The organism is Sphingomonas sp. DG1-23, assembly GCF_030730875.1.
Taxonomy (GTDB): Bacteria; Pseudomonadota; Alphaproteobacteria; order Sphingomonadales; family Sphingomonadaceae; genus Sphingomonas.
Genome location: NZ_JAVAMA010000012.1, coordinates 120,426 through 140,343 on the forward strand (window position 1 = coordinate 120,426; position 19,918 = coordinate 140,343).

General features: G+C 66.4%; 16 protein-coding genes. 11 read left to right on the forward strand and 5 right to left on the reverse strand.

The genetic code is table 11. The features are described from left to right. The first annotated feature begins 1 nt into the window (after nt 1). On the forward strand, nt 2-1,918 hold the full coding sequence (locus Q9Q95_RS17930) for a PEP/pyruvate-binding domain-containing protein (protein WP_306098518.1): 1,917 nt from the start codon (nt 2-4) through the stop codon (nt 1,916-1,918). A 33-nt stretch (nt 1,919-1,951) separates the two neighbouring features. Here Q9Q95_RS17930 and Q9Q95_RS17935 read toward each other — a convergent pair whose 3' ends face one another. Together Q9Q95_RS17935 and Q9Q95_RS17940 are read right to left on the reverse strand one after the other, a co-directional pair. Continuing rightward, nucleotides 1,952-4,432, reverse strand: coding sequence for a TonB-dependent receptor (locus tag Q9Q95_RS17935; protein ID WP_371876804.1), 2,481 nt, complete (start codon nt 4,430-4,432; stop codon nt 1,952-1,954). 141 nt (nt 4,433-4,573) lie between these two features. Further along, nucleotides 4,574-6,154 (reverse strand): sulfotransferase, encoded by a 1,581-nt coding sequence (locus Q9Q95_RS17940; RefSeq protein WP_306098520.1) that lies wholly within the window; start codon nt 6,152-6,154, stop codon nt 4,574-4,576. 85 nt (nt 6,155-6,239) lie between these two features. Between Q9Q95_RS17940 and Q9Q95_RS17945 the strand changes: the two genes are divergently transcribed. Beyond that, entirely contained in the window at nt 6,240-7,550 is a 1,311-nt protein-coding gene (locus tag Q9Q95_RS17945) for an amino acid permease (RefSeq protein ID WP_306098521.1), read from the forward strand. Here the strand turns inward: Q9Q95_RS17945 and Q9Q95_RS17950 are convergent. Further along, a complete protein-coding gene (locus Q9Q95_RS17950; protein WP_306098522.1) occupies nt 7,528-9,135 on the reverse strand; it encodes an NAD(P)/FAD-dependent oxidoreductase in 1,608 nt (535 codons plus the stop codon). The genes Q9Q95_RS17945 and Q9Q95_RS17950 overlap by 23 nt on opposite strands. A gap of 16 nt (nt 9,136-9,151) precedes the next feature. Beyond that, on the reverse strand, nt 9,152-10,342 hold the full coding sequence (locus tag Q9Q95_RS17955) for an aromatic ring-hydroxylating dioxygenase subunit alpha (protein WP_306098523.1): 1,191 nt from the start codon (nt 10,340-10,342) through the stop codon (nt 9,152-9,154). Between the two features lie 49 nt (nt 10,343-10,391). Between Q9Q95_RS17955 and Q9Q95_RS17960 the strand changes: the two genes are divergently transcribed. Continuing rightward, nucleotides 10,392-10,985, forward strand: coding sequence for a TetR family transcriptional regulator C-terminal domain-containing protein (locus Q9Q95_RS17960; protein WP_306098524.1), 594 nt, complete (start codon nt 10,392-10,394; stop codon nt 10,983-10,985). A 3-nt stretch (nt 10,986-10,988) separates the two neighbouring features. On the opposite strand, the gene Q9Q95_RS17965 is transcribed toward Q9Q95_RS17960, so the two are convergent. Continuing rightward, nucleotides 10,989-12,179 carry a Gfo/Idh/MocA family protein gene (locus tag Q9Q95_RS17965; RefSeq protein WP_306098525.1) on the reverse strand — a complete coding sequence of 397 codons (1,191 nt, stop codon included), beginning with the start codon at nt 12,177-12,179 and terminating at the stop codon, nt 10,989-10,991. Nucleotides 12,180-12,279: 100 nt separating this feature from the next. On the opposite strand from Q9Q95_RS17965, the gene Q9Q95_RS17970 reads away from it, so the two are divergent. The 8 genes from Q9Q95_RS17970 to Q9Q95_RS18005 are packed head-to-tail and all read left to right on the forward strand — an operon-like array spanning nt 12,280 to nt 19,902. Next, nucleotides 12,280-12,672, forward strand: coding sequence for a cytochrome c family protein (locus tag Q9Q95_RS17970; protein WP_306098526.1), 393 nt, complete (start codon nt 12,280-12,282; stop codon nt 12,670-12,672). Between the two features lie 25 nt (nt 12,673-12,697). Continuing rightward, the gene (locus tag Q9Q95_RS17975; RefSeq protein ID WP_306098527.1) at nt 12,698-13,741 is read left to right on the forward strand and encodes a sugar phosphate isomerase/epimerase; all 1,044 of its coding nucleotides are present in this window, start codon (nt 12,698-12,700) and stop codon (nt 13,739-13,741) included. Nucleotides 13,742-13,765: 24 nt separating this feature from the next. After that, nucleotides 13,766-15,067: a sugar MFS transporter gene (locus Q9Q95_RS17980; protein ID WP_306098528.1), complete on the forward strand. Its 1,302-nt coding sequence runs from the start codon at nt 13,766-13,768 to the stop codon at nt 15,065-15,067. Next, the gene (locus tag Q9Q95_RS17985; protein ID WP_306098529.1) at nt 15,064-15,972 is read left to right on the forward strand and encodes a hydroxypyruvate isomerase family protein; all 909 of its coding nucleotides are present in this window, start codon (nt 15,064-15,066) and stop codon (nt 15,970-15,972) included. Before Q9Q95_RS17980 ends, Q9Q95_RS17985 begins: the two co-directional genes overlap by 4 nt. A gap of 11 nt (nt 15,973-15,983) precedes the next feature. Next, nucleotides 15,984-16,811 (forward strand): DUF1080 domain-containing protein, encoded by an 828-nt coding sequence (locus tag Q9Q95_RS17990; RefSeq protein ID WP_306098530.1) that lies wholly within the window; start codon nt 15,984-15,986, stop codon nt 16,809-16,811. Next, the gene (locus Q9Q95_RS17995; RefSeq protein WP_371876805.1) at nt 16,811-17,368 is read left to right on the forward strand and encodes a gluconate 2-dehydrogenase subunit 3 family protein; all 558 of its coding nucleotides are present in this window, start codon (nt 16,811-16,813) and stop codon (nt 17,366-17,368) included. Before Q9Q95_RS17990 ends, Q9Q95_RS17995 begins: the two co-directional genes overlap by 1 nt. Continuing rightward, the gene (locus tag Q9Q95_RS18000; RefSeq protein WP_306098532.1) at nt 17,365-18,204 is read left to right on the forward strand and encodes a sugar phosphate isomerase/epimerase; all 840 of its coding nucleotides are present in this window, start codon (nt 17,365-17,367) and stop codon (nt 18,202-18,204) included. Before Q9Q95_RS17995 ends, Q9Q95_RS18000 begins: the two co-directional genes overlap by 4 nt. A 21-nt stretch (nt 18,205-18,225) precedes the next feature. Beyond that, complete coding sequence (locus tag Q9Q95_RS18005) at nt 18,226-19,902, forward strand: GMC family oxidoreductase (RefSeq protein WP_306098533.1); 1,677 nt, start codon at nt 18,226-18,228, stop codon at nt 19,900-19,902. The last annotated feature ends 16 nt before the right edge of the window (nt 19,903-19,918 follow it).

Consider the following 19,918-nt stretch of genomic DNA (forward strand, 5'->3'; position numbering starts at 1 on the left):
GATGGGCAAGCTGCCGGCCATCGCCGCGCTCACGGGGATATTGTTGGCCTCCGTCGCGGGGCCCTATCCCGAAAGGGCGAGTGTCGGGCATCGCGCGTCCACGGATGGCGACCGGATCGCGAGCGATGCGGCGTTCGACAAGATGGCACGAACCGAAGGCGGCGGGCGCTTCTTCGAACTCCCACGCGTGATGTTCGCGATCGATCGCGGCGGCGCGTCGCCGCGCGTCTATTGGATCGACACGCGCCGCTATCTCTATCACTTCGACTTTCTGCAGGCGCGCTATCTCACGCTCGCCGATGCGGACAGCTTCAACGCGGCCAATTATTCGCGGCCGGACCGCCGTTTCGTGCTCGGCGCGGTCGCGCGCTATCCACGGCTGGGCCGCTATGGCGTCGAGCTTTGGGAAGGGGACGTGATCGAGCCGGAGTTGCTGTCGGCGATGATGGCGCAGCTCGAGGCCAGCTTCCACGCGCCGCTCACCTTCAAGCCCAATTCCGATCAGCAGGCAGCGGCAGCCAAACGCGTCGGGCTGCCCGTCATCGGCATCGAAGAAGCTTATGGTGCGCGCGAGCAGCTCGTCCTGAACGGCGGTCGCGCGGTCGGGCGCCTCGTCGTGGTCGAGGATGGCGCTGAGGCGGACCTGCTTCCCGGCGACATCGCCTTGCTCAAGGCGATGCCGATCCGTATGCCGCCGGTCGCGGGCATCGTCTCCTCGACCTTCACCACGCCGATCAATCATGTCAGCCTGCTCGCCAAGACCTGGCAAATCCCCAATGCCTATCGTGCCGAGGCCGATCGCTTATGGGGCGAATTCAACGGGCGGCAGGTCGTGCTCGACACGAGCGGCCGGGCGGTCACGGTTCGGCTCGCTTCCGAAGCGGAAATACGGGCGGCCGAACGCACCCGTGCGACACGCCGGGTCCGGGCGCCGCGTTCCGACCTCGCTTATTCCGGGCTTCCGGCGCTGACCGAGCAGGACGCGGAGTGGGCGCCGCGCACCGGCGCCAAGGCGGCCAATCTCGCCGAAGCGGCTTCGCTCGCGCGGAAGCGCCCCGATCTCGGGTTTGCGGTCCCGCCGGGCTTCAGCGTGCCCTTCGCATTCTACGAGCGCTTCGTCGCCGCCAATGGCCTCGCCGCCGATGTGGAGGCGCTGCTGAACGATCCGAAGCGTCACGATCCCGCGTGGCGCCGCGCGGCGCTGGCGGCATTGCGCGCGCGCTTCGCGGCCGGCAGCATGCCCGGCGCCGATCTCGCCGCGATCCTTGCCCGACGGCACAGCCTGCTCGGTGACAAGGGCGTGTTCGTGCGATCCTCGACCAATGCCGAGGACCTGCCGGGATTCAACGGCGCCGGACTCTACGACACCGTACCCAACGTCGCCGCGCCAGCTGCGCTCGAGGCGGCGCTCAAGACGGTGTGGGGTTCGCTGTGGAACGAGCGCGCCTTCGCCGCGCGCGAGCGGGCCGGAATCGACCACCGCGCGGTGCGCGCGGCGGTGCTGATGCAAGTCGGTGTCGACGCCGACGCGGCCGGGGTGATGACGACGATCGATCCGTTCGACGAGCATTCGGCCGAGCAGCGCATCTTCATCGCCGCCAAGCGCGGCATCGGCATCCGCGTGGTCGAGGGCAGGAAGATCGCCGAGCAATTGCTCTACCGGCCCGAGCTCGATTCGATCCAGATCCTCACCCGTTCGCAGGACGATGTGATGCTCCACTTCGCGCCCGACGGAGGCGTGGAGGAAGTGAAGATCGACCCGAAACGCGCAGTCCTCTCGGACGATCTGGTCCGGCAGCTCGGCCGGATCGGCCTCGCCATCCAGAAACGCTTCGGCAACCGGCCGCAGGATGTGGAATGGCTGGTCGTCGGCGGACGCATCATGATCGTCCAGTCGCGCGATTATGTGAAGGGGTGAGGACGACGCGAACGCCGCCCCCGGCCCCCTGGTTCAGAACTTCGTTCCGGCCCGGATCCCGATCACACGCGGTGTGATCGGCACGACATAATGCCGCTGGTCGCACGCGCCGCATTGCTGGAAGCGCGCGATCTGGCCGCGCTCGTCCCAGATATTCTGGGCGAACAATTCGAAATTCATCCGCGACAGCTCGAAGCCGAAGGCGAGGTTGCCGGTGGTATAGGATTCGATCCGGCCGAGTGCCGCCGCCTTGGCCACCCGGATGTCCGACGATGCCGAGCTCTGGTGCGCGATCAATCCCTGGACGTAGCCGCGGCCCGATCCGATCGGCACCGAATAGCGCGCAGTGCTGCTGATCTTGAATCGCGGCGTGATCGGCAGCCGCGTGCCTTCGGGCGCGAGCACGTCGCTGCCGTCACCGATGCAGATCTGAGTCGCGCACAAATCCTCGCGGGTCTTGGCATCGGTGTACGACCCCGCGACCGTCAGGTTGAGCCCGCCGAGCGAGGCGTTGACGTCCATCTCGACGCCGCGGATGCGCGCGTCGGGACCGTTCTGGATGACGGTGAAGCTGTTCTCGCCGAGGAACGAGAATTGGAAGTCCTTCCAGCTCTGCTGATAGAGCGCGCCGTTGAAGCGGACCGCGCCGTCGGCGAGCGTGGTTTTCCAGCCGAGCTCGTAATTGTAGAGAACGTCGGTGGCATAGGATGCGACGTCGCCGCGGCGATTGATCCCCCCCGGCCGGAAACCGCTCGACGCCAAAGCGTAGAACAACAGCCCGTCGCTGGGCTTCCACGTCAGGTTGAAGCGATAGGTGACTCCCTGATCGCTGGTCTTCTTGGGGCGCAGCTCGCCGCCGACATAGGTCGCCAGATTGGTGCACGGGCCGCCCGCGACGACCGCAGGGAGCAGGGTGTTGGTGGGACTGCCGTCGAGATAGGCGTCGCGCAACGTCCTGCCGTCGGCGAGGAAGCAGCTGGCGACACCGGTGCGCGAGCTGCCCGCGGCGTTGAATGGCGATGCAGTGTACGGGCGCCCATCGGCAGGATCGACTCCCGGATTCCGGCCGAAGCCGAAAAAGCCGATCAGCGAATTGTCGTAGATGTACGCGCGCGCGCCGGCGGTGAAGGTCAGCTTGGGCGAGATGTCGAAGCTCGCCTCTCCGAACATCGCATAGTCCTTGTCGACGCGATGCTGCTGGGTCAGCCACAGGGTGCCCGGCGAGCCATTGACCGAAACGTCCGCGCCGAGATTGGGGATCTGATAGTCCTGGTGGATCAGGTTCGACTGGCGCTGATAGAACATGCCGGCGACGACACGGAACCGCTCCGTGGACGGCGAGGCGACGCGCAGCTCCTGACTGGTCTTCTTGAAATGGTCCGAGGCGACCACGACCTGGCGCGGATCGATCGTATTGCCGGCATTGTCGAGATAATAGAAATAGCCCGCGAGCCCGCCGACTGACGCGTAGAGATTGTCGTACGCCTCGGAATAATCGGTGTAATCACTGGATGAGGCGGTCCTGCGGTCGAGATAGGCGCCGGCATAGGTCACGTCCCAATTGCCGATCCTGCCCTCGATCGTCAGCGCGCCCTGGATGAAGCGGTCTCGGCGATACTCGGGATAGAAATGCTGCAGCTCGAGGTCGCCGACCTGCGGATCGAAGCCATAGGTGCCGTGGCTGCGCATTTCCTGGTACAGGACGGTCGGCGTGACCGTCCACACGTCGTCGAGATCGACCTTGAGCGCGGCCCGGCCGCCCCAGGTCTCGGTGTCGTTATAGTCCTTTTCGACGAATTCGTCATTGTCGACGGTGATCCCGCCGGGGGTCGGCAGGAAGCTGCGCGTGCCGGGGACATTGTCGATAAAGCCGGCATCGCGCTGATAGAAGCCGACGACGCGCAGCGCCGCCCAATCGGAGAAGGGGGTGTTGATCATCCCCTCGATCTTGCCGCCCTGCCCGCCATGCGCGACGGTGTTGACCTCGGCATCGACGCGCCCCTCGAACGCCGTGGTCGAGGGCTTGTTGGTGATGATGCGGATCGTGCCCGCCTGGCTCGATGCGCCGTATAGCGTGCCTTGCGGCCCGGCGAGGCTCTCGATCCGGGCGATGTCGTAGATATGGACGTCGAGCGTGCCGCCGATCGTCGTCACCGGCTGCTCGTCGAGATAGGAGCCCACCGAGGGGAGCGAGCCCGAATGGTTGCCGTCGCCGCCCGATGCGACGCCGCGCATATAGACGGTGGTGACGCCCGGTTGCGAGGTCTGGAAGGACACCGACGGCAGCAATTGGGTATATTCGGTGAAGTTCGAGATGTTGAGCTGGTCGAGCTTGCGGGTGCCGATTGCCTGGATGCTGATCGGTACCGACTGGATATTCTCGTCGCGCTTCTGCGCAGTGACGACGATCTCGTCGCGATCCGAGGGCAGATCGCTGGTGGGGGTTTGCGGATCCTCGGTCTGGGCCATGGCCGGGAAAGCGAGGGCGGTCGAAGCGAGCAGCCCGGAAATCATGGCACGGCGCATTGAGACGATCATCGCGGCCCCCAGCGTAACATCTATGTAACGGGGAGACTGTGCTGCGGCGCATGGGTCGTCAATCGCTGCGCCGGGGAGGGACGCGCGATCTTCGCGGACCGTGATGTTTCTGCAACGTTACAAGTTCGCCGGCACGTCGGGATAGCGCTCGACGACCTCGCCCAAGGCCGCGACGAGCGGATCGAGATGCTTCGCGAACGGACGCCAGGCGCGATCGCCGCCAGTGAAGATCGGCTGGCGGACCTGTTCGGAGCTGGCGGTGCGCACCGCGCGCTCGGTTTCGTGAAAGGTTAGACAGGCGGGCTCGAAGCCGACTCCGCAGGCGTCGAGCAGCCGGCGCACCTCGAGTTCGGTATCCGCGACCAGTGCCTCGTGGACCACCCGGTGGACGCGGCCGGGCTGAATCCGATCGAGATGCGCCATCAGGCGCACATAGTCGCGATAGTAACGCCCCATGTCGTCGAGCGCGTAGCTGAATGCCTGTCCGCGCGCGAAATGCTGCTTGAAGTTGGAGAAGCAGCAGGCGCGCGGCTCGCGGCGCGCGTCGATGATGGTGGCGCCCGGCAGGATCAGCCGGATCAGCACGACATGCGCCCAGTTGTTGGGGAGCTTGTCGACGAAGCGCGGCCGGTCGGTCCGTCGCTGAACCGCGGTACGGCGGAGATATTCCTCGCCGAGCTCGCGGGCGCGTTCGGAAGTCAGCTCGGCGAGGCCGTGCGGGTAATTCGGGATTTTCCGGGCGAGGGCAGGGAGGTCGGGAAGCTCGGTGGTGCCTTCGATCGCGCTGTGGCTGGCGAGGATCTGCTCGATCAGCGTCGAGCCCGCGCGCGGCATGCCGAGGATGAAGATCGGATCGCGCGCATCGCTGCCCCAGCCGGCGCGCTCGGCGAAGAAATCGGGCGTGGCGAGCGTGCGGCAGTCGTCGACGAAGCGCTCGGTCTCGTCGGCATCATAGACCAATTGGGTGCGGCGCAGCGCATTGCCGGCGGCATAATGGGCGAAGGCGCGGTCGGGCTCGCGCCTGTCCTCGAATGCTTTGCCCAATGCGAAATCGAGGTGGAAACGATCCTCGTCGCCGATCGCGGGATCGGCCTGTGCGGCCTGCATCGCGGCGATGTCGGAATCGTCGAAGCGCACGGTCTTGAGGTTGGCGAGGCTCCACCACGCTTCGCCCAAGGTCGACGAGAGTTCGAGCGCCTTGCGATAGGCTGCCACGCCGTCAGCCTGGCGGCCGACGGTCTTGAGCATATGGCCATAGCTCATCCACAATTTGGGCTGTGCGGGGGCGTCGGCGAGCACGCGCTCGTACAAGGCGATCGCCTCCTCGAACGCGCCGAGCCGGCCGAGCGTCGCGGCCTTGAGATTGGCGTGGCCGGGATGGTCGGGCTCGGCCGCGATCAGCCGGTCGAGCTCTTCGAGCGCCTCGATTGCGCGGTTCTGGCGGTAGAGGACGAGCGCGAGATTGGCCCGCGCCGCGGTGAAGGCGGGCGCGATCTCGACGGCGCGGCGCAACAGGGCCTCGGAATCCTTCAATCGCCCGATCCGCCCGGCGAGTTCGGCGAGCATGCGGATCGCGCGGGCGTCGAACGGATCGCGCTTGAGATAGTCTTTGAGCGCGCGTTCGGCCTCGGGCAGCCGATTGTCGTGCAGCGCGAGCGCGGCGGTCATCAGGTCGGGCGGAAAGCGCGTCGCGAGCATCGCGCGATGTGACCACGCGGCCGTCGTGCGATCAAGCGCCCGTTTTGCGCTGGACGCGAAGGCCCGCTGCGGTGACAACAGGGGCGTGAGCGACCCCGCATCCTCGCCGCGACGCGTGCTCGGCTTCTGGCCGGCGCTGGCGCTGGTGGTGGGCAATCTGATCGGGTCGGGCATCTATCTGTTGCCCGCGACGCTCGCGCCGCTCGGCGCCAATGCGATGATCGGCTGGGGCGTGACGATCCTCGGCGCGATGGCGCTCGCCTTCGTTTTCGCCCGGCTCGCGGCGAAGCTGCCCTGCGCGGGCGGGCCCTATGCCTTTGCCGATGCGGCATTCGGCCCTGCGGTGGGGTTCGCCGTGGCGTGGAGCTACTGGATCCTCATCTGGGCGGGCAATGGCGCGGTGGCGATCGCCGTGGTGAGCGCGCTGAGCGTGCCGTTTCCTGCGCTGGCGAGCGGCGCGCCGGCTTTCATGACCGCGCTCGCACTGATCTGGGGGCTGGTCGCGGTCAATATCCGCGGGGTCGCACTGGCGGGGCGCATCCAGCTGGTCACCGCCTTGCTCAAGCTCGCCCCGCTCGCGGCGATCGTGCTCGTGGCCTTGTGGCTGCTGCTTCGCGACGGCGGGGCGGCGATCGCGGTCAACCCGCCGGTGCCGCTCGGCCCCAGCGCGGTGGCAGGGGCGGTGGCGTTGACCTTCTGGGGCTTTCTCGGCGTCGAATCGGCGACCGTCCCGGCGGACAAGGTCAAGGATGCGGCGCGCGTCGTGCCGCTGGTGACCTTGCTCGGCACGGCGCTGGCCGGCGCGGTCTATGTGCTCGTCGCGGGCGCGATCGCGCTGATGATGCCCGCCGATGTGATCGCCGCTTCACCTTCGCCGCTTGCCGCGTTTCTCGGCCGGTCATGGGGCAATGGAGCGCTGATCATCGTCGCGATCTTCGCGGCGATCAGCGCGCTGGGCACGCTCAACGGCTTCATCCTGCTGCAGGGCGAAATGCCTTGGGCGATGGCGCGCGGCGGCGTGTTCCCGGCATGGTTCGGCAAGGAGAACCGCCACGGCACTCCGGCGCGCGCGCATCTCGTCTCGGGCGTGCTGGTGACGCTGGTGATGGCGCTCAACTATACCGGCTCGACCGGCGCCTTGTTCGCCGAAATCGCGACGATCAGCCTTGCCGCGGGGATGCTCGCTTATTTCGTCAGCGCGCTGGCGGCGCTCAAGCTGCTGCGCGACGACCGCGCGGCGTCGTTCGCCGCAGCGCTTGCCGCCGGGTTCGTGCTGTGGATGATCTATGGTCTCGGCCTGCGCGCGAACCTTTGGGGGCTGGGACTGCTTGCGCTCGGGCTGCCGGTGTTCCTGTGGGTCCGGCGTGGGCGCATCACACCGGCAACAGCCGCCTGATCAGCGAACGATCGCGCAGAATCTCGTGCGCGGCATTGTGCCCCGGCGCGCCGGTGACACCGCCGCCCGGGTGGGTGCCCGCGCCGCACATATAGAGCCCGGCGATCGGCGCGCGATAATCGCCGTGACCGAGCACCGGGCGCGCCGCCCAGAGCTGGTCGAGCGACATATGGCCGTGCATGATGTCGCCGCCGATCAGCCCGAACTTGCGCTCCAGATCGAGCGGGCTGTGGATCTGGCGCGCGATGATCGAGGCCTTGAAGTTCGGAGCGTGCTTCGTAACCGTATCGACGATGTGGTCCGCCGCGGCCTCGCGTTCATCGTCCCAGCTGCGGCCGTCGGGCAGCACCGGCGCGAATTGCTGGCAGAACAGGCTGGCGATGTGCATCCCCGGCGGGGCGAGGCTGTCGTCGACCGAGGTGGGGAGCTTCATTTCGACGATCGGTTCGTCGGACCAGCCCTTGGCCTTCGCGCTCGTGAACGCGTCGTCCATATAATCGAGCGTCGGCGAGATGATGATCCCGGCGGTGTGATGCTCGGCCTTTTGCTTGCCGGGAAGCACGGTGAAATCGGGCAGCTCCGAAAGCGCTAGGTTCATCCGGAAGGTGCCCGATCCGGCCTTGAAATTATCCATGCGCCGGGCGAATTCGGGCGTCATGTCGGCGCGGTCGACCAGCTGGCGGTAGAGCAGAGCGGGGCCGACATTGGCTGCAACGATCCCGGCGGCGATCTCCTCGCCCGATTCGAGCCGCACGCCGGCGACCTTGTTGCCGTCGACCAGCACGCGGGCGACCGGTGCCTCGAGGCTGATCTCGACGCCCGCCTCGACGCAGGCCTCGGCCATATACCGGGTGATCGCGCCCATCCCGCCGACGCTGTGGCCCCACATCCCCTTCTTGCCGTTGATTTCGCCGAAGACGTGGTGGAGCAACACATAGGCGCTGCCCGGCGTATCGACGCTGGCATAATTGCCGACCACCGCGTCGAAGCCGAAGGCGGCCTGGATGTACGGATTCTCGTACCAGCTATTGAGGAAATCGCGCGCCGATTTGACGAACAGATCCATCACGTCGCGCTGCGCCTCGATATGCATGCCTGCAAGCCGCTTGCCCTGCAGCGCCGCCGCGAGCAGCGCGCGGATGCCGCCGCCGGCATTGGGCGGGGTCTTGAGCGCCATGTCCCGCAGCACTTCGGCGACGCGTTCGAGCGCTTCCTCATATTTGGGGAAGGTCTCGGCGTCCTTTTGGCTGAAGCGGGCGAACTCGGCCTGGGTCCGCGCGGTGCCGCCGCCGAGCTTGAGATAGCCGTCTTCGTGCGGGAAGAAATTGCTGATCGTCCGCTCGAGGATCCGCCAGCCGCGCTGGTGCAGCTTCATGTCGGCGATCACCTTCGGGCGGAGCAGGCTGACCGTGTAGCTCGCGGTCGAATTGCGGAAGCCGGGATGGAATTCCTCGGTCACCGCAGCGCCGCCGACGACATGGCGCCGTTCGAGCAAGCGGACCTTCAGCCCCGCGCGCGCGAGATAGAAAGCGCAGACCAGACCATTATGCCCGCCGCCGATGACGATCGCGTCGTATTTCTTCATCGCTGTCCCCCGGAAATCAAACGCTGTGCGGACGGCGCGACCAACCCGGGGCCGGCGCGCGGTGCTGCCTTGCCTCGGGGATGATCGCGCGGACCTTGGCCGCGAAGCTGCGCAGGCAGACCTCGCTCGCGCCGATCGGCCCGGCGGTATAGCTCGACGAGGCCATGCCCTGCTGGACACGCTCGATCAGCCAGGTGTCCTCGGCATTGACCACGCGGTTAATCCGCCAGTTGGCGTACCGGACGAGCTTCATCTCGCGGCGGTCGTCGGGCAGCGCGAACGCCATCTCGCGCAGGACGCAGGTGGTGGGCGAGGTCGGCAGCCATTGCATGAAGTCGATCTGATCGGCGTAGATGTCGAACGCCATGTTCGGCCAGAGCTTGTAATAGAGCCAAAGTCGCTGATTCGCCTTGGGCAAGTGATCGACGCGCGGCAGATGGCGCTGGTAGAATGCCTCCCACGGATTGGCCGAGGGGCGATCGACCAGGTAGCCCGACATCTTGTCGACCCAGCCCGATGCCTCGATCGCATAGGATTTGCCGAACAATCGGGTCAGCCCGTCATGCGCGACCGGGATGTGGAGGTTGTCGGAGTAATTGTCGCCGACATTCTTCCAGTTGACTGCGCGATCGCGGCTGCGGACGTCGCCGATCCGGCGCATGTCCTCGAAGCGATAGGGCGCGATTTCGGCGTCATAGGGCGCCAGCATCTCGGCGGGAGAGGGACCGCCGTCATCTTCCAGCCGGACGAACACGAAGCCGCGCCAGATCGACACCTCGACCGGGACCAGCCCGCTCGCCTCCATGTCGAGCGCCGGGTAGTCGCGCCGCATCGGCACGCCCGAGAGGCGGCCGTCGAGTTCATAGGTCCAGGCGTGATAGGGGCAGACCAATTTCTTCGCGCAGCCGGCATCGCCCTCGACGATCCGCATCGCACGGTGGCGACAGACATTGTGGAAGGCGCGGATTTCGCCATCGCGCCCGCGCAGCGCGACGACATTCTCGCCGAGATAGCTGATCGTCCGCCAGTCGCCCGGCCCGGCGAGATCGCTCTGATGGCACAGGATCTGCCATGACGGGCGCAGGATGCGGGCGGTTTCAACCTCGAGAAACTCGGGATCGGTGTAGATCCAGCCGGGCAGCGACCAGTCGGCATCGGGATCGAGACCCGGATCGGACGATGACGGTGGGGAGGCGAGGGTCGCCATGGCCGGCTCCGCAATTGCTTGTTGAACGATCGTATAATAAGCCTCGGGCATGAGCAAGCCTGCCTTTACCCGCGCCGAACCCGACGCTCGCCGGCTGTCGCTGATCGAGGCGACGGCACGCGTGCTGGCACGCGACGGGGCGAGCGGCGCCTCGGTACGCGCGATCGCAGGGGAGGCGGGCGTCTCGCCGGGGTTGGTCGCGCATCATTTCGGCGGCGTCGATGCGCTGGTCGCGGCGACCTATGGCCATGTCGGCGAACGGGTTTCGGCGGCGCTCGATGCCGCCGTCGCCGCGGCGGGCGATGATCCGCGTGCGCGGCTCAGCGCCTATGTCGGAGCGAGCTTCACACCGCCGATCGCCGATCGCGCACTGCTCGCGACGTGGACGGCTTTCTGGGGGCTGGTGATTGCCCGGCCGCAAATCGCCGCGCTCCACGACGAGCAATATGCACGCTACCGGGCGGAGCTGGAGCAATTGCTGGCGGCGTGCGGGCTGGCGCCGGCGGCGCGGCGATCCGCGGCGATCGCAGTCACCGCACTGGTCGACGGATTATGGCTCGAGCTCTGCCTGTCGCCGGCGGTTCTCGATTCCGAAACGGCGCGCGCGATTGCCGAAGAGCAAATCGCGGCGCTGCTTCGATAGATGCTATGCGCGGCGCGCGGCGAGTATGCCGGCGAGCGAAGTCCATTTCGCGTCGCCCGCGCTGTTCGCGATCATCGCCTCGACGAAGGTCATCGTCCGTAGTCCGTCGGTAATGCCGGGGAACCAGTCGGCGGTGCCGCGTGGCGGCGGGGCGGTTGCGCCTGCCCGCACCGCACGGCCGAAGCTGCGGTACAGATTGGCGAACGCCTCGATATAGCCTTCGGGATGGCCGGCCGGGGTGCGCAGCCGCGCGGTCGTCAGGGGATCGAGGCCGGGCCCGCCAGCGCGGACGATCTCGGCGGGCCGGTCGAGCCAGCGCAGGGTCAGCGTGTTGGGCTCCATCTGCGACCAGTCGAGCCCGCCTTTTTCGCCATGGATGCGCAGGCGGAGACCGTTCTCGTCCCCCGCGGCGATCTGGCTCGCCTTGAGCACGCCGCGCGCACCGCCCTCCAGCCGCAGCAATGCAGCGACATCGTCGTCGAGGCGGCGGCCCGGCACGTGCGTGGTCAGCTCGGCGCTGAGTTCCTCCACCGTCAGCCCCGAGACATGCTCGACGAGCTGGAAGGCATGAGTGCCGATGTCGCCGAGGCAGCCGCCAAGTCCTGCGCGGGCTGGATCGGTGCGCCATTCGGCCTGTTTCTGTCCGTCCCGGTCGATGGGTTGGCTGAGCCAGCCCTGCGAATATTCGACCTGCACGAGACGGATCGCGCCGAGATCGCCGCGCGCGACGCGCACCCGTGCCTCTTCGACCAAGGGGTAGCCGCTATAGGTGAAGGTGAGGCCGTAGAGCTTGCCGCTGCGCGCAATCGCCGCCTCGATGGCAAGCGATTCGGCGAGGTCGAGCGCCATCGGCTTTTCGGACATGACGTGAAAGCCGGCATCGAGCGCGGCGATCGCCGCAGGCGCGTGGAGATGATTCGGCGTGACGATTGCGAGCACCTGCATGCGCTGGTCCTCGGGGAGTGTCGCTTCGGCCGCGAGCAACGCGTCGAGAGTTGGGTAAGCGCGCGCGGAATCGAGGCCCAGCCCGGCGGCGCTGCGGCGGTTGCGCTCGGCATCGCTGCTGAACGCGCCGCAGACCAGTTGATAGCCGCCATCGAGCGCGGCGGCCATGCGGTGAACCGCGCCGATGAACGCGCCTTCGCCGCCACCCACCATGCCGTAGCGTATTTTGGGCTGCGTGCTCGTCTGCATCGGCGTCTCCGTCTGTCGATTTATGTCTGATAAATGGTTGCGCGCGGCATCGGCAACCGCTTAGATGGCGGCACCGATCGTTGCCAGACCGGAGAGGATAATGAAATCTCTGATCGCGCTTGTGCCCGCCGGGGCAATATTGTGCGCGTATACATTGACAGCGTTGCCGGCCATTGGCGCGCCACCCGTAGTCGATCAAGGCGCGGCGGCATTCGCGGCATGCCGCGCCTGTCACACGCTTCCGGCCGGCGGCAAGAACGGCATCGGGCCCAATCTCCACGGTCTGTTCGGCCGCAAGGCGGGGTCGGCCCCCGGATTCAGCTACAGTCCGGCGCTCAAGGCATCGAAACTCGTCTGGAACGCACAGACTCTCGACCAATATCTCGCGGCGCCGACCCAGAAGGTGCCGGGCACTCGCATGGTGATCAAGGTGACCGATCCGGTCAAGCGCGCCGCGCTGATCGCGTATCTGAAAGCCGAAACGTCGAAATGAACTTCGCATCATGGGGAGGGGCGGCATGAAGGGTCCGGCGGTTTTCCTCGCGCAGTTCATGAGCGACGCCGCGCCGTTCGACACGCTGCCCTCGGCGGCGCGCTGGATGGCCGATGCAGGCTATGTCGGCGTCCAGATTCCCACCTGGGACAGCCGCTGCATCGATCTCGCCAAGGCGGCCGAGAGCCAGGATTATTGCGACGAGCTCGCCGGGACGTGCCGCGAGGCCGGGGTCGAGATCACCGAGCTGTCGACGCATCTTCAGGGCCAGTTGGTCGCAGTGCATCCGGCCTATGACGTCGCGTTCGATGCCTTCGCGCCCGACGCGCTCAAGGGCAAGCCGGCCGAGCGCCAGAAATGGGCGGTCGAGCAACTTCATCTCGCCGCCAAAGCGAGCCGGCGGCTCGGGCTGAACGCGCACGCGACCTTCTCTGGCGCGCTCGCTTGGCCCTATCTCTATCCGTGGCCGCAGCGGCCCGCCGGTCTGGTCGAAGAGGCGTTCGGCGAACTGGCGAAGCGCTGGCGCCCGATCCTCGACGCGTTCGACGCGCAGGGCGTCGACGTCGCTTACGAGATCCATCCGGGCGAGGATCTGCACGACGGGGTGACCTTCGAGCGGTTCCTTGCCGGCGTCGACAATCATCCGCGCGCCAACATCCTCTACGACCCGAGCCACTATGTGCTGCAGTCGCTCGATTATCTGGCATTCATCGACATCTATCACGAGCGGATCCGGATGTTCCACGTCAAGGATGCCGAGCTCAATCCTACCGGGCGTTCCGGAGTCTATGGCGGGTTCCAGGACTGGGTCGATCGCCCCGGCCGCTTCCGCTCGCTGGGCGACGGGCAGGTCGATTTCGGCGGGATCTTCTCGAAGCTTACGCAATATGGCTATTCCGGCTGGGCGGTGCTGGAATGGGAATGCTGCCTCAAGCATCCCGAAGACGGCGCCCGCGAAGGCGCGCCGTTCATCGAGGCGCACATGATCCGCAGGGCGGACAAGGCATTCGACGATTTCGCCGGGGGCAGCGATCCGGGACTCAATCGGGCGCTGCTGGGACTGAGCTGATAATAAACGGGGAGGGGAGCGCCGATGACGACGACACTGAACAAGGGACGGCTGTTCTGGCTGGGCGTGCTCGCGCTGTTCACCGCTGCGTCGAGCCTCGCGATCCGCGGCGCGATCGCAAGCGGGCTCAAGGCCGAATGGATCGATCCGATCGCGCCGTTGCAGGCGGGTGAGCTGCTCGCCGCGGCGCTGGGCGCAGCATTCCTCAGCTTCGCGATCACCTTGTTCGTCGCAAGCGCATTGCTCGATCAGATCGGCATGAAGCGCTGCCTGCTCGGTGCCGGCTTGTGCTTCATCTTCGGCCCGTTGCTGATCGTCACTGCGGGCAATCTCGCCACCGGCATGACCGTCTACACGATCGTCTGGCTGGGCATGCTGCTCAGCGGGATCGGCTGGGGATTGACCGAAGCGGCGATCAACCCGCTGACCGCGCAGCTCTACCCCGAGGACACCACCCATCGGCTCAACGTGCTTCACGCCTGGTTTCCGGGCGGGATCATCGTCGGCGGGCTGATCGGTTTCTTCCTGTCGGCGACCTTGCCCTGGCAGGGCATCATGGCGCTGGTGATTCTCCCCGCAGTCGCGACCGTGGCGATCGCCGCGACAACGACCTTCCCGCCGCCGCTGCGCAGCGAGAGCGGCGTCAGCTTCGGCGCGATGGTGAGCGAGGTGTTCCGCCGGCCGAGCTTCTTCATCTGGTTCGGCGCGATGTTCCTCACTGCCGCATCCGAGCTGGCGCCGGGCCAGTGGATCGACGTCGCGCTCTCCAACCGGGTGGGCATGCGCGGCATCTTGCTGCTGGTATACGTCAACGCGCTGATGTTCGTGTTCCGCCATTTCGCAGGGCGGCTGGCCAACAAGATCTCCAATCCCGGCCTGCTCTGGGTATCGAGCCTGCTGGCTGCGGTCGGGCTGTTCATGCTGAGCCAGGCGCAGTCGCCGGTAACCGCGATCCTCGCGGCGACGGTGTGGGGCCTCGGCGTCTGCGTGATGTGGCCGACGATGCTCGCTTCGGTCGCCGAACGCTATCCGCGCGGCGGATCCTGGGCGATGGGACTGGTCGGCTCGGCGGGCGCGCTCGCCAGCTTCTTCGTGCTGCCTTTGCTCGGCGGGATGTTCGACAAGGCCAAGATCGAATTCGCCGGCGGCCCGGAAGCGTTTGCGCAACTGGCCGGGGCCGCGAAGCTGGCGGTCGAGGATGCCGCGGCGTCGGTGTCGTTCCAGCGACTGGCGATCCTGCCGGTGGTGCTGCTCGCGGTGTTCGGCTTCATCTGGCTGCGCGAGCGCGGCAAGTCGCGTGCGGCGCTCGCGGGTGAGGCTGCATGAGGCTGAGCCGGCGATCGGTATTGGCTGCGAGCGCCGTGACGGCCGGCGCTGCGGCGATGGGTCGCGCGGCGGCGACGCAGAACGCGGCGCGCTTCTCGCTCGGCTTCGCGCCGCACGAGGGCAGCTTCGCGAGCCGCGGCAACCGGCTCGAGCAGATCGCCTATGCCGCGGATCAGGGCTTCACCGCGTGGGAAGACAATGAGGCGGCCGGCCGCACCGTCGCCGAGCAGACGGCGATGGCGCGCTTGCTTCAGCAGCGGAACATGACGATGGGCGTGTTCGTCGCCAGCATGCCCAAATGGGCCGAGTTCCGCCCGCTGCTGGGCGGCAATGACGATGCCGAGCGCGAGGCGTTCCTTGCCGACATCCGCGCGTCGATCGAGGTCGCCAAGCGCCTCAATGCCAAATGGATGACGGTGGTCACCGGGTTTCTGGACCGCAAGCTGCCGGTCGAGATCCAGACCGGGCGGATCATCGACACGATGCGCCGCGCCGCCGATATCGTCGCGCCGCACGGCCTGGTGATGGTGATGGAGCCGCTCAACACGATCGTGAATCATCCCGGCGTGTTCCTGCAGACCATCCCGCAGGGTTTCGCCGTCGCCAAAGGTGTCAATAGTGCCGCGGTGAAGGTGCTCGCAGATCTGTATCATGAGCAGATTCAGGCTGGGAATCTGATTAATACGCTCACAACCTGCTGGGATGAGATCGGCTATATCCAGTTCGGCGACAATCCCGGGCGCAAGGAGCCGGGAACCGGCGAGATCAACTATCGGAACGTCGTCCGCTGGCTGCGCGCGAAGAAGTTCGCCGGGGTGATCGGGATGGAGCACGGCAATTCGACCGACGGGCGCGCGGGCGAGGAGCGGCTGATCGCCGCCTATCGCGCAATCGACGCGGCATGACGGAGGAAGCAGTGAAGCGTATCGCCTGGGCCGCCGCCATCGCAGCGGTCCTCACCGCGGGAGGCCCCGCAACGGCGCAGGAGAGGCCCGGCTTCACCGACACGCCGACCCTGCCCGACGGCAAGTGGAAGGTCCATGATGCCGACCGGCCCTATCCGACGGTGGTGACGCCGGCCGCGGTACCGGGCGGGGCGCCTTCAGATGCAGTGGTGCTGTTCGACGGCAAGTCGCTCGATGCATGGCAGACCCAGACCACACCTTGGAAGGTCGAGAACGGCGCGGCCACCTCGGTGCCGCGCGCCGGAGGTGGCGGCGAGAATGCGTTGGTCAGCAAGGCGAGCTTCGGCGACGTCCAGCTCCACCTCGAATTCCGCTCGCCCAGCCCGCCGACCAGGACCTCGCAGGATCGCGGCAATAGCGGCATCTGGTTCATGCAGCGCTACGAGATCCAGATCCTCGACGGCTATCAGAACCCGACCTATGCCGACGGCACCGTCGGAGCGATCTATGGCTGGAAGCCGCCGCAGGTGAACGCCTCGCGCAAGCCCGGCGAGTGGCAGAGCTATGACGTGGTGTTCGAGCGCCCGCATTTCGGCCCCGACGGCAAGTTGTCGCGCCCGGCCTATATCACCGCGTTCCTGAATGGCGTGCTGGTGCAGAACCGTCAGCCATGGCTGGGCGGGACGATCTGGCGCAAGCTGGGCACCTACCAGGCGCATGGCGATGCCGCGCCGATCCAGCTCCAGGACCATAATTCACCGGTTTCATTCCGTAACATCTGGGTGCGCCCGCTGCCTGACACGGCGGCGAGCTACGACTTCGAGGGCAGTGTAAAATGATCATCGATCGCAGAGACGCTTTGGCCGGAATGGCCGCAATGTTCGGCGCCTCGCTGTTCGCGCCGATCGCGCGTGCGGCGGCGGCGCAGGTGACCCCGATCAGCAGCGGGCCGCCGAGCGCGCCGGTGTTCACGGCGCCGCAGCGCGCGTTGATGACCGCGCTCAGCGAGCGGGTGATGCCGACCACCGACACGCCGGGCGCGATCACCGCCGGCGTGCCCGCCTTCATCGAGAAATTGCTCGCCGACTGGGCCTCGCCCGACGATCGCAAGCCGATTCTCGCCGGGCTCGACGCGATCGAGGCGCGCAGCCAGGCCGAGTACAAGGTTGCCGGCGACAAGGCGACGCCGGCGCAGCAGGACGCGCTGCTGACGCTGGCGATGGAAGACAAATTGCCCGGCGGCAAAGACTTTTTCGAGAAGTTCCGCCAGCTCGTGATCACCGGCTATTTCACGTCGGAGGTCGGCATCACCCAGGAGCGCGAATATCTGCCGGTGCCCGGCCGGTATGACGGCGCCTATCCCTATTCCCAAGTCAACAAGGTGTTCTCGTCATGATGATCAGCAGACGGCAATGGATGGCGGGCGGCGCGGCGCTGGCGACGACGCTCGCGGCGGGCCCGGCGATGGCGCGCGCCTTCAAGGCGAAACCGATCGGCATCCAGCTCTATACCGTGCGCGAGCTGTTCGCGCCCGATCCGATGGGCACGCTCGAGAAAGTGGCGGCGATCGGCTATCGCGAAGTCGAATATGGCGGCGGCGGCTATGACAAGATGGATCATGCCGCGCTCCGCAAGACGATGGACCGGCTGGGGCTGAAATCGCCCTCGATCCACGTCGGCTACGAGGCGCTCCTCGCCGATTTCGACGGCACGGTGAAGATGACCAAGGCGCTGGGCGCCGACACGCTCGTCGTGCCGTACATGGTCGACGCGCACCGCACCGCCGAGGGCTGGAAGGCCGCGGTGGCCAATTTCAATCGCTATGCCGAGCGGCTCAGGAAGCAGGGCATCGGCTTCGCCTATCACAATCACGATTTCGAGTTCACCGTGAAGCCGGGCGGCACCAGCCTGTACGACACGCTGATCGCCGATGCCGATCCGGCGCTGGTCAAGCTCGAGCTCGACCTGTTCTGGGCGATCGCCGCGGGCGAGGATCCCAAGGCGCTGATCAGGCGGCTGCCGGGTCGGATCTACGCCTATCACGTCAAGGATCGCACCGCCGAGGGCAAGATGACCAGCGTCGGCAAGGGCGTGGTCGATTTCGCGGACATCTTCACGCTCAACCAGACTGCGGGCGTGCAGCATTTCTATGTCGAGAACGATCAATCTCCGGCGCCCTATCTGCCCGACATCCAGACCAGCTTCGCGACGCTCAGCCGTCTGCGCGCGTAACCCGTTTTCGAGGATTTAGTGATGGCTGAAAAATTCGATGCGATCGTCATCGGCTCCGGAGTGAGCGGCGGATGGGCGGCGAAGGAATTGACCGAGAAGGGCCTCAAGGTCCTGATGCTCGACCGCGGGGTGATGGTCGAGCATGGCGAGAATTACGATTATGACGGCAAGCCGGCATATGAGATTCCCGCGCGCGACATGATGCCCAAGGCATTGGTCGAGAGCGATTATTTCATCGCCAAGCACGGCTATGTCTCGCCGTCGAACCAGAAATTCTACAATAACGACCGGCTCAACCCGTATGCGTACGACGAGGGCGAAAAGTTCTACTGGATCCGTCCCGGCGCGGTCGGCGGCAAGTCGCTGATCTGGGGGCGCTGGAGCTTCCGCTGGTCGCCGGAGGATTTCGAGGCCAACAAGCGCGAGAATGTCGGGATCGACTGGCCGATCCGCTACGAGGATCTCGCGCCGTGGTACGACTATGTCGAGAAATATATCGGCGTGTCGGGCTCACGCGAGAATCTGCCCCAACTGCCGGACAGCGCGTTCCAGCCGCCGATGCAGATGAACATCGCCGAGAAATGGGTCAAGGAGCGGCTCGAGGCGACGTCGCCGGGGCGCAAGCTGATCAACACCCGCCTGTCCAACATGACCGAGGACAAGGAAGCGCAGGGTCGCAGCAAATGCCAGTTCCGCAACCAGTGCGGACGCGGCTGCTCGTTCGGCGCCTATTTCTCGACCCAGGCAGTCACCCTGCCGGCGGCGCGTGCCACCGGCCGGCTGACTCTGCGCTCGGACGCGGTGGTGTCGAACCTCGAATATGACCCCAAGACCAAGAAGGTCACCGGGGTCCGGGTGGTCGACACCAAGACCAAGCAGGCCGAAGTGATCCCCGCGCGGCTGGTGTTCCTCTGCGCCTCGGCGATGGCGTCGACCCAGATCCTGATGAACTCGCGGATCCCAGGCACCGGCAAGAGCCATTTCGACAATAGCGGCACGCTCGGCCGTTACGTGATGGATCACATCTTCCGCGTCGGCATCTCGGGCGAGATTCCGGGGATGACCGAATATATCGAATATGGCCGGCGGCCGGGCGGGGTCTACATTCCGCGCTTCCGCAACGTCGGTGGCGAGGAAGGGATCGGCTTCCGCCGCGGCTATGGCTATCAGGGCAGCGCGCGGCGCGATCCGGCCAAGCCGCAGGGCTTCGGCGCATCGATGAAGCAGGGCATGCGGCAATATGGCGGCTGGAAGTTCGGCATGGGCGCGTTCGGCGAATGCCTGCCCTATGAGGACAATCGCGTCAGCCTGCACGCCGACAAGGTCGACCGGTTCGGCATCCCGCTGATGCGCTTCGACGTCACGTTCCGCGAGAACGAGATCCGCATGATGGACGACGCGCGGAAAGAAGGCGAGGCGATGCTGCGCAAGGCCGGCCTGCTCAACGTCACCAGCGAGCGCAGCGAGCACGTGCCCGGCGATGCCATCCACGAAATGGGCGGCGCGCGCATGGCCATGGATCCGCGCCAGTCGGTGCTCAACAAATGGAGCCAGGCGCATGATGCCGCCAATCTGTACGTCACCGACGGCGCCCAGATGGCATCGATCTCGTGCGTCAATCCGTCGCTGACCTTCATGGCGCTCACCGCGCGCGCCGCGGACCATGCCGTCAAGCAGATCAAGGCCGGCGCGATCTAGAGTCTGTACCCGATAG

Excerpts from the sequence above, each read along its gene's own strand:
- Q9Q95_RS17935 (WP_371876804.1), bottom strand. The coding sequence starts at position 4,432 with ATGATTTCCGGGCTGCTCGCTTCGACCGCCCTCGCTTTCCCGGCCATG.
- Q9Q95_RS17940 (WP_306098520.1), bottom strand. The coding sequence starts at position 6,154 with ATGCTCGCGACGCGCTTTCCGCCCGACCTGATGACCGCCGCGCTCGCG.
- Q9Q95_RS17965 (WP_306098525.1), bottom strand. The coding sequence starts at position 12,179 with ATGCAGACGAGCACGCAGCCCAAAATACGCTACGGCATGGTGGGTGGC.
- Q9Q95_RS17975 (WP_306098527.1), top strand. The coding sequence starts at position 12,698 with ATGAAGGGTCCGGCGGTTTTCCTCGCGCAGTTCATGAGCGACGCCGCG.
- Q9Q95_RS17950 (WP_306098522.1), bottom strand. The coding sequence starts at position 9,135 with ATGAAGAAATACGACGCGATCGTCATCGGCGGCGGGCATAATGGTCTG.
- Q9Q95_RS18005 (WP_306098533.1), top strand. The coding sequence starts at position 18,226 with ATGGCTGAAAAATTCGATGCGATCGTCATCGGCTCCGGAGTGAGCGGC.
- Q9Q95_RS17985 (WP_306098529.1), top strand. The coding sequence starts at position 15,064 with ATGAGGCTGAGCCGGCGATCGGTATTGGCTGCGAGCGCCGTGACGGCC.
- Q9Q95_RS17970 (WP_306098526.1), top strand. The coding sequence starts at position 12,280 with ATGAAATCTCTGATCGCGCTTGTGCCCGCCGGGGCAATATTGTGCGCG.
- Q9Q95_RS18000 (WP_306098532.1), top strand. The coding sequence starts at position 17,365 with ATGATGATCAGCAGACGGCAATGGATGGCGGGCGGCGCGGCGCTGGCG.
- Q9Q95_RS17955 (WP_306098523.1), bottom strand. The coding sequence starts at position 10,342 with ATGGCGACCCTCGCCTCCCCACCGTCATCGTCCGATCCGGGTCTCGAT.
- Q9Q95_RS17980 (WP_306098528.1), top strand. The coding sequence starts at position 13,766 with ATGACGACGACACTGAACAAGGGACGGCTGTTCTGGCTGGGCGTGCTC.
- Q9Q95_RS17960 (WP_306098524.1), top strand. The coding sequence starts at position 10,392 with ATGAGCAAGCCTGCCTTTACCCGCGCCGAACCCGACGCTCGCCGGCTG.
- Q9Q95_RS17930 (WP_306098518.1), top strand. The coding sequence starts at position 2 with ATGGGCAAGCTGCCGGCCATCGCCGCGCTCACGGGGATATTGTTGGCC.